Source organism: Bdellovibrio sp. CKG001 (genome assembly GCF_055397465.1).
In genome coordinates this window covers 1697480-1709173 of record NZ_AP029173.1, presented here as the reverse complement: position 1 = coordinate 1709173, position 11694 = coordinate 1697480, and the positions used below count along the sequence as shown (strand labels likewise).

The 11694-nt window shown below is 49.9% G+C and carries 11 protein-coding genes; 7 read left to right on the top strand and 4 right to left on the bottom strand.

What is annotated here, in order from left to right:
• Positions 1-25: 25 nt before the first annotated feature.
• On the bottom strand, positions 26-922 hold the full coding sequence (locus ACZ50P_RS08220; RefSeq protein ID WP_464134973.1) for a hypothetical protein: 897 nt from the start codon (positions 920-922) through the stop codon (positions 26-28).
• 201 nt (positions 923-1123) lie between these two features.
• On the opposite strand from ACZ50P_RS08220, the gene ACZ50P_RS08215 reads away from it, so the two are divergent.
• The 6 genes from ACZ50P_RS08215 to ACZ50P_RS08190 are packed head-to-tail and all read left to right on the top strand — an operon-like array spanning position 1124 to position 7826.
• Complete coding sequence (locus ACZ50P_RS08215) at positions 1124-2797, top strand: HAMP domain-containing methyl-accepting chemotaxis protein (RefSeq protein WP_464134971.1); 1674 nt, start codon at positions 1124-1126, stop codon at positions 2795-2797.
• Positions 2798-2838: 41 nt separating this feature from the next.
• A complete protein-coding gene (rffA, locus tag ACZ50P_RS08210) occupies positions 2839-3978 on the top strand; it encodes a dTDP-4-amino-4,6-dideoxygalactose transaminase (protein WP_464134969.1) in 1140 nt (379 codons plus the stop codon).
• Positions 3975-4862 carry a glucose-1-phosphate thymidylyltransferase RfbA gene (rfbA, locus tag ACZ50P_RS08205; RefSeq protein ID WP_464121057.1) on the top strand — a complete coding sequence of 296 codons (888 nt, stop codon included), beginning with the start codon at positions 3975-3977 and terminating at the stop codon, positions 4860-4862. The genes rffA and rfbA overlap by 4 nt, the downstream gene beginning before the upstream one ends.
• Entirely contained in the window at positions 4859-5845 is a 987-nt protein-coding gene (gene rfbB, locus ACZ50P_RS08200) for a dTDP-glucose 4,6-dehydratase (RefSeq protein WP_464121056.1), read from the top strand. Before rfbA ends, rfbB begins: the two co-directional genes overlap by 4 nt.
• The gene (locus ACZ50P_RS08195; RefSeq protein WP_464134966.1) at positions 5833-6993 is read left to right on the top strand and encodes a glycosyltransferase family 4 protein; all 1161 of its coding nucleotides are present in this window, start codon (positions 5833-5835) and stop codon (positions 6991-6993) included. The genes rfbB and ACZ50P_RS08195 overlap by 13 nt, the downstream gene beginning before the upstream one ends.
• A 2-nt stretch (positions 6994-6995) precedes the next feature.
• Positions 6996-7826 carry a glycosyltransferase family 17 protein gene (locus tag ACZ50P_RS08190; protein WP_464134965.1) on the top strand — a complete coding sequence of 277 codons (831 nt, stop codon included), beginning with the start codon at positions 6996-6998 and terminating at the stop codon, positions 7824-7826.
• 10 nt (positions 7827-7836) lie between these two features.
• On the opposite strand, the gene feoB is transcribed toward ACZ50P_RS08190, so the two are convergent.
• Positions 7837-9753 carry a ferrous iron transporter B gene (gene feoB, locus ACZ50P_RS08185; protein WP_464134963.1) on the bottom strand — a complete coding sequence of 639 codons (1917 nt, stop codon included), beginning with the start codon at positions 9751-9753 and terminating at the stop codon, positions 7837-7839.
• On the bottom strand, positions 9729-9959 hold the full coding sequence (locus ACZ50P_RS08180) for a FeoA family protein (protein ID WP_464121052.1): 231 nt from the start codon (positions 9957-9959) through the stop codon (positions 9729-9731). The genes feoB and ACZ50P_RS08180 overlap by 25 nt, the downstream gene beginning before the upstream one ends.
• A gap of 186 nt (positions 9960-10145) precedes the next feature.
• Between ACZ50P_RS08180 and ACZ50P_RS08175 the strand changes: the two genes are divergently transcribed.
• Complete coding sequence (locus ACZ50P_RS08175) at positions 10146-11204, top strand: BP74-related protein (RefSeq protein WP_464134960.1); 1059 nt, start codon at positions 10146-10148, stop codon at positions 11202-11204.
• Here the strand turns inward: ACZ50P_RS08175 and ACZ50P_RS08170 are convergent.
• Positions 11194-11688: a 6-pyruvoyl trahydropterin synthase family protein gene (locus ACZ50P_RS08170; protein ID WP_464134958.1), complete on the bottom strand. Its 495-nt coding sequence runs from the start codon at positions 11686-11688 to the stop codon at positions 11194-11196. The two genes, ACZ50P_RS08175 and ACZ50P_RS08170, sit on opposite strands and share 11 nt — an antisense overlap.
• Positions 11689-11694: the final 6 nt, after the last annotated feature.

Here is an 11694-nt window from a genome sequence, read left to right as displayed (position 1 = left end):
AATTGCTTATGATATTTCCCGGCAATTAATTGCCCGGAGCAAACCAGCAGCGTGGACGCGCACCTACAGCGTCGCGTGGAGTGTAGCAAGAACCGGCTTTGTAGTCAGAGTTGCTCAGCTTTTCACTTTCTTTAGCAACACACAAGCTGCCTGCGAAGTAAGTGTCCAAACGGCACTGAGTCGCAGGATGTCTGTCATCTGTGCGAGTCACTTCTTTTTTATCTGGAGTGCCAAATGTTGGTGGAGTTGTTTCTTTACGCAAAGCCTGGAAAAGGTTTGCGACAGACTGACCCGCCAAGGAAGTTCTCAAGCAGATCAGACGATCTTGCTCTTCCGGGAATTGAGCCGTACATGCCGCCTCAGCCACTGGATCCAACTCAAGGTCTTTCAGGATCGCGGCATTGTCGTCTTCAGCAAAGAAGCGACGAAGACATTTCAAGCCTGCGAAATAGTCAGAGCCACCTTCATTTGTCGCCCATGCGCCACCAAACCAGCTTTGCATTTTTGGTGCACCACCATTGTGATGACCATACTCATGACAAATAACCAAGGCGAAACCTTCAACAGTTGTCGCCGGGTGACGAGCCAAACCACCGTACATGTTCACAACCTGCGTATTGCCTGATCTTTGAGCAGACGCATTCACAGTTCCGTCATTCCAAAGACGGTTGATTTTCAAACGATCACCCATTGCTTCCACGTCTTTAGCGTAAAGCCTCTCCATACGATCGATGACCTGGTTAAATTGTTGTTCTGTGATACCGCCCACAGTGAATAGACCCACTGGAATGTTCAGATTGTTTTCTGGTACAAAGCCAGCGCACAGTTCACTTACTTCCTTGGTAGCTGTTTGGTTCGTGAAGCCTACAGTTGCAACCAATGCAACAACGGCTAACGCACGACGTAGTGTCGTATTTGTCATGACTTTCCCCTCCTTGAGTCTAGACGTATGAAAAATCGTATCAACATGATGCGGACAAACTCAAATATTTTAAATATGTTATGATGCACCACACCTTGGTCGAGCATTAACATTACAACCCTCATCTTTGATTAAAGATCCGCAATGCATGTGTCGAAAAGAAAGAATCAATAGATCTTCCATGATTGAAGGAGCCCATTCATGAATTCCATTACGACCTGGTTCCGCGGCTTACGCGGACGTCTGCTTTTCTCTGCCACACTTCCAGTTGTTGCTTTTGCCATTCTTACGGGGATTGCATGGAAGTCGATGAACAATCTTGGCGGCATGCTGACTGACGCTTACACCAATGTCGTCCCAAACATGGATGCGCTTGGACAGATCGGGATGCAACGCGCACGCATTGGCTACTTTATCTGGGCCGCCTTGGCCAACGATGAAGATCCCAAGTCACGCGAGAACTTCATCAAAAGAGCCCGCGGCGCCTTTGATGAATTTAAAAAGTATGAGGCTGTTTACTCCAGCACCAGCTTCACTCCAGAAGAAGAAAAGAATTATGCTAAAGCCAAAGAGATCCAGAGCAAGTTCTATGCATTGACAGATCAGATGATCTATCTGCTGGAGGCAAACACTACTGAAGCCAACAAACAAGTTCATAAGGCTATGAATGGTGGCGAATGGCATATCATGGCCATCACCTATCAGGACATGATTGCTGCCAACATGAAAATTTACCGCGAGGTTTCGGCGGCCAATGATAAGCTTCAACAAGAATCTCGTGCGCACGAAGTCCAGCTTTTGTGGCTGATTTCTGCATTCTGTTCTTTCCTGGTGTTTGGTATTCTTATGTGGATTGCCTACCGCGTTTCCAACACTGTGGGTTCTATCGCCACGGGTCTTTCTGAGGCGGGCCAGCAGGTTTCCAGTGCGATCACTCAGTTGACAGCGGCGGGCCAGACGCTATCACAATCCTCCACAGAAGCTGCTGCTTCTTTGGAAGAAACCGTGGCGTCCCTTGAAGAGATGTCCTCTATGGTTCAAATGAACTCTGACAATGCCAAACAAGCGGCGGCCCTGTCCCAGTCTTCCAAAGACGCTGCCGAACAAGGTCAGTCTGAAATTCAGCTTTTGATCACTTCCATGAACGACATTTCCCAATCTTCCAAAAAGATCGAGGAAATCATCAGCGTGATCGACGATATCGCCTTCCAGACCAACCTGCTAGCTCTGAATGCAGCTGTTGAGGCGGCTCGGGCCGGTGAACAAGGCAAAGGCTTTGCCGTGGTCGCTGAGGCCGTTCGCGCCCTGGCTCAACGCTCCGCATCCGCAGCCAAAGACATCAACACGCTTATCAAAGACAGCGTGGAAAAAGTCGATCGAGGTTCTCAGATCGCAGACCGCTCGGGCGATGTCCTGAACACAATTGTGAACTCGGTTAAAAAGGTCTCTGACCTGAACAATGAAATCGCAGCGGCCAGCTCCGAGCAGACCACCGGAATTCAGCAGATCTCCAAAGCCATGAATCAGTTAGACCAGGGCTCTCAGGCCAATGCGGCCTCCTCTGAAGAAATCGCGGCTTCTTCTGAAGAAATCAGCGCTCAAGCCCTTCAGATGCAATCCATGGTGGTCAACTTGAACGAGGTTATTGCTGGAGCCCATGCCCACAGTGAACCTCCCAAAGTCACACCGAAAAGCCAAAAATCCACCCCAACAGTGACCCCGAAAGCGGCCGCCCCTAAAAAAGTGATACCTTTCCCGAAACAGCCGGCTAAAGCCGCAGCTCCAAAAGTGGAAAAAAAGCCACAGAGCAGCGCCGTTATCCCGTTCGATGAAGACGAAGGACGCGGCAAAGTCGGAACCACTGACGGCTTTTAAAGATTTGCTCCCACAACGGCCTTCAGCTAGTATGTGGGAGCATGAAAATACCCTTTAATATCCCACCTCGAAGTTTCAACGAGGAAAACTATATTTCTCAAGCCATCGCCGCGAAAAAACTCAGCGGCGAAGGTCAGTTCAACAAAAAGTGCGCTGAGTGGCTGAATAAAAACATCCCAACTCTGATGACGGTGATCACTCCCTCCTGCACTTCCGCCCTTGAAATGGCGATGGTGTTGGCGGACCTTTCTCCGGGAGATGAAGTCATCCTGCCCTCTTTCACATTCACCTCCACGGCCAATGTCGTTGCCCTGTATGGCGCCACACCCGTGTTTGTTGATGTCGATCCCAAGACAATGAATATTGATGTTGATGCCATTGAAAAAGCGATCACGCCGAAAACCAAGGTGATCATGCCCGTTCACTATGCTGGCGTGGGTTGCGAGATGGATCGCATCATGGATCTGGCAAACAAACACAATATCTGGGTTGTGGAAGACGCGGCTCAGGGAATCTTTGCTTCTTACAAAGGCAAGAACCTGGGAGCCTGGGGACACATGGCAGCCTTCAGCTTCCATGAAACCAAAAATATCGTCTGCGGTGAAGGGGGAGCTTTAACCATCAACGATCCCCGTCTGTTGGCACGTGCAGAGATCGTGCGTGACAAAGGAACCAACCGTCAGCAGTTCTTAAATGGCCAAGTTGATAAGTACACTTGGCAGGACAAAGGATCTTCCTATCTGCTGTCAGAACTGGCCGCAGCCTTCTTGTATGCACAGCTTGAGGACGGCGAAAAGATCACAAAAAAACGCCTGACGATCTGGAATAAGTACTATCAAAACCTCGCTGACCTGGAAAAAGCCGGAAAACTTCAGCGCATGACGGTCCCGGGTGAAGCCCACCCCAATGCGCACATTTTCTATATGTTGCTCCCAACCGCACAAATCCGTCAGGATCTGTGGTCTTACCTGAAAGAACGCGGCATTCAGTCCACATTCCACTATGTGCCACTGCACTCGGCTCCGGCAGGATTGAAGTATGGCCGCGTAGCGGGTTCCCTTGCTGTGACTGAGGATCAGGCTGCGCGCCTTTTGCGCCTTCCGATGTACGCTGATCTGTCTGCGGAAGACGCACAGACCGTTTTGGACGAAGTTCATAATTTCTTTAAGGAGACCCGATGAAAGGCATTATCCTTGCCGGCGGAGCTGGCTCTCGTCTTTACCCAATGACCCGGGTGATGACCAAGCAGCTTCAATCAGTTTACGACAAACCCATGATTTATTATCCCCTGAGTATTCTGATGCTGGGGGGGATCAAGGACATTCTGCTGATCACTACTCCGGACGATCAGCCGTTGTTCAAGCGTTTGTTGGGCGACGGCTCCCAATTCGGGATCAAGCTTTCTTACAAAATCCAGGAAAAGCCCAACGGGCTTCCTGAAGCTTTCGTACTGGGTGAAGATTTCATCGGCAATGATGATGTCTGCCTGATGTTGGGGGACAATCTGTTCTATGGCGATCTGACCTTCTTCCGGGATGCGATTCAGGCACAGAAGAATAAAACCAATGGTCTGAATGGCCGTGTGTTTGCTTACTACGTTGCCGATCCATCGGCCTATGGCGTGGTTGAATTCGACAAGAACACCAAGAAAGTGAAGTCCATCGAGGAAAAACCCAAGGTTCCCAAATCCCATTATGCGATTCCGGGACTTTATCTTTTCGACAACACGGTTGCCAAACGCGCCAAGGCCTTAAAGCCCTCCCCGCGTGGCGAGACCGAGATCGTCGATCTGATTTTGGCATACCACAACGAAGGAACCCTGGGTGTTGAAATGATGTACCGGGGCTTGGCATGGCTGGACACAGGCACACCTCGCTCATTGCTGGATGCGGCCTCATTTATTGGCGCCATCGAAGAACGTCAGGGCATGAAAGTGGCCTGCCTGGAAGAAGTCGCTTACCGCATGAAATTCATCACTCTTGAGCAGCTTCAGTCCATAATGGCGGAGCTGCCAAAGTGCTCTTACCGCAGCTATCTTGAAAAAATTATCTCTGAGGAACTATGAGAAAGACTGTCATGCTGACCGGTTGTGCCGGTTTTATTGGATCTAACTTTGTAAAAACCGTAGCCTGCCGCGAGGCTATCAAGGCGGAATACGACTTTGTAATCGTGGATGCATTGACCTATGCCGGCCGCCTTTCCAATATCGAGGCAGAACTGCAAAACCACAACAACCTGACCTTCGTTCAAGCAGACATTCGTGACACACAAAAAATGCACGACCTGTTCACAAAGTACAATTTCACCGGGGTTTTAAATTTTGCAGCGGAATCCCATGTGGATCGCTCGATCGAAAATCCGAACATCTTTGTTGAAACTAATGTTCTGGGAACTTTGAATCTCTTAAAAGAAAGTCTGGCGGCTTTTGAAAAGAATCCGAACTTCCGCTATCTTCAGGTTTCCACGGACGAAGTCTACGGCACACTGACCATGGAAGATCCGGCCTTTACCGAAGAAACACCGATTGCCCCTAACAGCCCGTACAGCGCGTCGAAAGCCAGTGCGGACCTGATGTGCCGGGCCTTCTTTGAAACCTACAAACTGCCGGTGGTGATCACTCGTTGTTCCAACAACTATGGCCCCTTGCAAGTTGAGGAAAAATTCATCCCTTTGATGATCAAGCGTGCCTTGGCGAATGAAAAGCTGCCCATCTATGGCACAGGCATGAACATTCGCGACTGGATCTATGTGGATGACCACAACGAAGGCGTGTGGCTGGCCTTCACCAAAGGAAAATCCGGCGAAGTGTACAATCTGGGTGGAAACTCGGAAAGACAGAACCTGGATGTTGCCAAGATGATCCTAAAGCATCTGGGTAAGCCTGAATCTTTGCTCAGCTTCGTCACGGACCGCAAAGGCCACGACTTCCGCTATGCGATTAACTACTCCAAGGCCCAGCGCGAGCTGAATTGGAATCCCACAGTGCGCTTTGAGGAAGAAGGACTGGCAAAAACAATTGAGTACTTCAAAAATCTATGGGCGAAATAAAAGTCCTGCACTGTATCCAGTCCCTTTCCTGGGGGGGACTGGAAATCTATACAGCCGAGCTGATTCAAAAGCTTGCTGAAGCAGGCGTTGATCAGCGCGTGTTCTGCTCAGCCCACTCTCGCGTGGCCGAGGAGCTTCGTCATACCAACGTGGAACTGATCACCTTCCCGGAGAAAAAGCTTTCCAAACTGAAAGCGGCCGCGCTGATTCGAAAAATCTGCCGTGAACACAAGATCACACATCTGCACTCGCACACCCGCATAGACATGTGGTCCTGCGTGCTGTCGCGCTGGGCTTCGTCGCATCCGAAGCATATCTACAACCTGTACATGAACGCTCTTCCCAAAAAAGATCTGGTTCATCGCTGGCTTTTTTCCAAAGTCGATGCTTTATGCAGTTCCTCTGAATGGGTTCTGAGTGAGGCGCGCAAGAACTTCCCTATTGATCCGAAAAAACTGCGCCTGATGCGCTACGGACGCAAGACTGAGGACTATCACACAAATCCCGAACAACGGGAACAACTGCGTCTGAAAATGGGGCTTGGTAAAAGTGATCTGGTCTTTGGAACACTTTGCCGCATTGATGCCGGCAAAGGCGTGCGCGAACTGGTGGAGGCCCTGGATTATCTCAGTGATGAAGAAATCAAAAAGATTCATATGGTGATCGTGGGTGATCCGACAATTCTGGGGCGCACATCAGAAGGTCATCTGACCTATGAAACCCAGTCTATCGAGCTGGCGGACTGGATCACAAAAAAAGCCTCAGAGCCCCGCTTAAAAGGACACCTGCATCGCGTGCCCTTTCAAAAAAATTTCATCCCTTACATTGATATTCTGGATGTTTTTATCCTGGCCTCTTACAACGAGACCTATTCACTGAGCGTTCTGGATTCCATGCTGATGGAAAAACCTGTCATTGGAACAGATGCCGGAGGCACGACGGAACAAGTCGGTCAAAATGAGCGTGGTTTTCTGACAGCCCCCCGCAACGCCAAAAGTCTCAGCGAGGCCTTGCGATATTACATCCAGAACCCGGATCAGGTACCCCTGCAAGGCGCCAAGGCCCGTCAGTGGACCCTGGCGCAACATTCGTGGCAACAAACCCTTACCAAAACCCTGGCCTTGTATGATGAGCTGGGAAGGAATTAGTCGTGGCAAAAGTCTATGATTGTTTTTCGTTCTTCAATGAACTGGATCTTTTGGAAATTCGCCTGAATGAACTTAATGACGTTGTTGATGTTTTCGTTTTAGTCGAAGCCACCCGCACCTTTCAGAACAAACCTAAGGAATTGATCTTTGAAAAAAACAAAGAGCGTTTTGCCAGGTTTTTGCCGAAAATCCGCCATGTCGTCGTGGATAAATACCCGACCTTTTTCACCCGCTTTCGCCGCACCAAAACCTGGGATTTTGAGCGCAATCAAAGGGACTTTGTCAGTAAAGGTCTGACGGACTGCCAGCCGGACGATTTGATCTTACTGTCTGACGTGGATGAAATTCCACGCAAAGAAGCTATTGAAAAAGCCAAGTCGTTGCCTTACCTGAAGGTCTTCCGGCAGAAGATGTTCTATTACTATGTAAATTGTTTTGTGTACGACTATAACGAACCCATCGAATACTGTGCAGAGGGCTATATGCCATGGCATGGAAGCATTGCGGTTCATTATAAGGATTTCACGAACTTCGAAGATCTGCGCACGTCACGCAATCAGAAGAAAACCAAGCGCAGCTTCATCGAAAATGGGGGCTGGCACTACAGTTGGCTGGGCGGAGTGGATCGAGTTCTGCAAAAGCTGGACGCTTATTCTCACCAGGAGCACAACACCGAAGCCAACAGATCCCCGGAAAGAATTCGCCAATTGATTTCTTCCGGCGGTGATTTGTTCGGAACGGGTATTAAAACAAAAATCGTCGATCCTCTGGCGGACTGCCCGGACTATCTGCGCACTCACCTGCAGAACTATCCGGACTTTGTCCTAAAATAACCTGGCAAACCTAGGGGACTCCCAGAGCGCGGAGTCCTTGCACCACGGCCACAACGATCAAGTAAGCGCCGACGTTAAAGACCACCAACTGCATGATCGCAAACTTCCACGATCCCGATTCGCGGATCTGCACGCCCACTGTGGACATACACTGCAAAGCAATCAGGAAGAAGATCATCAAACCTATCACAGAGCTGACAGTGAAGATCTTTTCTCCGGCCGCATTGGTGGCCGTGCTCATTTGTGTCAGCAGGGCCTGTTGTTGAGTGTCCTCGTCTGTGTCCGTGATATTGAAAGTCACCGCCATGGACGAAACAAACACTTCACGGGCGGCAAAGGCTGAAATCAATCCCACACCCACACGCCAGTCCACACCCATAGGGGCCACCACAGGCTCAATGAACTTACCCATCTGACCCACATAGCTGTCTTCCAGCTTTTGATGAGCATCTTCTGTTTGGTAATTCGGGAAAGTTGTTCCCACCCAGATGATCACAGCGAAAGTGAAAATGATCGGCCCGGCACGTTTCACATAGGAAAGAGTTCGGGTCCAGGCCTGACGAAGAAGAACACGCACCTTCGGACGGCGATAAATCGGAAGCTCCATCATAAAGAAAGAAGGTTCTTTACGAGGGATGAACTTACTGACCACGCCAGCGGCAATCGCCCCCACAATGATGGATCCCAGGTAAAGAGACGCCATCGCAAGTCCAGCATAAAGAGCGGACTGTCCATGGAACAAAAACGCGATACACAAGGCATACACCGGCAAACGCGCCGAACAACTCATCAACGGGATCACAAAGGCCGTGATCAGCCGATCTTTGGTCGACGGGATATTACGGGTCGCAATGATCGCAGGCACCGCACAGGCAAACCCTGACAGCAATGGCACGAAAGATCGTCCACTCATTCCCAACGCCGAAAACGGACGATCAATCAAAGTGGCCGCTCGCGCCAGATAGCCGGTGCTTTCCAGAAGGCCGATAGCAATAAACAAAATGAAAATCTGGGGCACAAAAACCAAAAAGGCTGCAAAACTTGCCACCACACCGTTAGACAGGAAATCCGCCCACAAAGTGCCAGGCCCCAGTGCGGCGACCTGTTCACCCAAAGCTGTAAACCACCCATCAATGGCATCCATAAACGGTGTTGCCAGCCAGAAGACACTGGCAAACAAACCACCCATAATGAGAATGAAGAACGCAAATCCAAAAACCGGATGCAACAAGAAACGATCCAGCTTTTCCGTCGTGGCCACAATACGATTCAAACGCTCTTGCGCATGATCCGTTTTATGTCGCAAAGCCTCTTGAGCAATACGCTCGCATTCCTTCAGTTTCTGTTCTTGCAGCTCAAAGCCCCAAGGAACCGGGCGCGACGGAGTTTGTGAGGAACCCAGCTTCTGAGCGGCCGCCACAATTTCACGAAGACCGCCAGCCAGCAAACCATCAAAAGCCATCACAGGACAGCCGAAGGTTTGACTTAGATAATCAAAATCAATCTCGACCCCTTCACGACGAAGCAGATCCGACATGGTGATCACCACCATCATCGGGAAGCCGGTTTCTTTCAGTTGCATCACCAGTTGCAGGTGGCGGGAAATTTGTGTTCCATCAACCACGACAATGATGCCATCGATTTTTTTCACTTTCGGATTTTCATAGATTGAACGCAACGTCACCCATTCATCGGCAGACTTTGGGTGCAGACTGTAGGTCCCAGGCGTATCCATCGCCAGCAGACCCTCACCCAGATGAGGCGCCAGATGGCCGATAGAAAATTCCACCGTTGCCCCCGGATAGTTCACCGTCTTAAAGCGTGAGCCGGTCAACCAGTTGTACAGGGTTGTCTTACCGGAATTCGGTGCGCCCACCAGAGCTATGCATTTTTCTTGAACTGCTACTTCAACATCACTTGAGCGCATGCGGCTTCCTCACTTCTCAGGGCCAGAAAGCTGGTGTTAAAACGAATCAATAAAGGCCCCCCAAACGGGGCTTTACCCAAAACCGTGATCAGGGAGCCCACTCGAAGCCCCATTTCATGCAAACGCTCACGCAAGACGTCCTCACCGGTAAATCCAGTGATCTCAACTCGTTGCCCGGTTTTGATCGCAGTATCGTGTAACTTCATACTTTCCTCTGTCTGTGTACCTCTTTGTTAAGAGCTTGCCGACCTAAAGGGAAGTCCTTTAACCCGCCCCTGGGGCGTTGAAAACTAAATGAAAATGATTCCGAGCTCCACTCAGACGCCCTATCTTAGTCCGGTTTTTAGGACCTTTGGTTAAGTTCCAGCCTTCAAAGCCGATCCGAAGTCTATATGGATTTTAGTATTAAGACTTCAATCGGTATTAGCAGCTTGATCCTTCTAACCCACCTTCCTGCAGCGGCTTCGCAGTTGTTTTATTCCCCTGCGCTGTGCCCCCCTGAAAACCTTACCATCTTTGTGACAAACACATCCTCAGAACCGCAGCGAGTCTGGACTCAGGTGAGATTCAACCACGAACTTGATGAACTTCATCACGATCTGGACCCCAAGTCCCAGATCAAAATTCGCGGCACGGAGTTCCTGACTGAAACTAAGGGCTTTTCCATCAAAGCCTGGGATAAAAATGTTGTTCAAGTCAGCAGCACTTGTGCGGATTCCTTCAGCACTCCCTTGAATGATACGACCTCGCCTGAAGTGACTCACTGGCTGCCGTCATCTGTGCATACCGTAAAGCTTCATATTATGAACCTTTACTTGAAGTCCAACTCGGTGCAATTGAAGGCCTTCAACCGCCTGGGGGCTGAGATTGGAACCCGTGAAATTCAACTGAAGAACTATTATGATACAGAGACATTCAAGTGGTCCCTGGGACAAGAGATTGCCCGTATCGAAATTCAAGGCCAGGAGCGTCTGCACTCCGTTCTAAGTTACGACGCCGGCACTTCTGAGAGGGTCAGTCCTGCGCTGGCGATGCAGCCAGTGCGCCTGTCCGTAGACCTTTCAAAAACCTATTTCCTGGTCTCCACCCGAGATGCCCGTCCTGAGGAAGCCTTCGTTATTGCCTTGGATAAACCTGAATTAATCGCCACCGCCCGGGAGCAGATTCGCAATCCCGCCTTGGAAAAAATCGTGGTGGCGGGCATTGAGTTGGGCCATGGTGGTTTTAACCGGGCCTTCTTATCGCGCGACAAATCGCCTTATTCATGGTCTGTGAATCGCGTGGATGCGTTTGCGGACTTTGCGCATATCGACTGCGATGGCAGTCCGGAACTGACGGAGGAGCGCCTGATGCAAAAGCTCAATGAAGGCGGTCGCATCTGCTTCTGGCGCTATCGTGTGGTGAAAGAAATTTCAGCAGAAGAGGTTTCTTCAGGGAAACTTAAACCTTAGCAGGAGCTACGGTGGAAGCCCCCTGCCCGCGGGTTTCCTCCACGTAAACTCGTACGCTTTTAACCCCGTACTTCTTAAATTCCGAATAGAATTCCTCGGCCAGCAGGCTGGAAAGTTGTTCCACGCTGGTGTTGGTGACAGGCAACAACGTCACTTCATTTAAAGGGAAAACATAGAAACGGTCACGGAAGGTGACCTCCAAAAACCGGTCCGTCTTTTTGAATTTCATGTCTTTTTGTTTTTCCGGCAACAGTACAATTTCGTCCCACTGATCCAGACGGGCCTTGATGTATTTCTTAAAGACATTGAAATCCAAAAAATAACCGTCTGCATGCAATTCGGCCTCAGACGGTGTTTTGATGTCCACTTTGACTTGATAGTTATGACCATGCAGACGCTCGGCGTGCGTTTCGTCAAAGATCAGAAAGTGCGCGGCGGAAAACTTAAAATTTTGCTTCGCCAAATGCAATGTGGTCGTGGACATAATCAC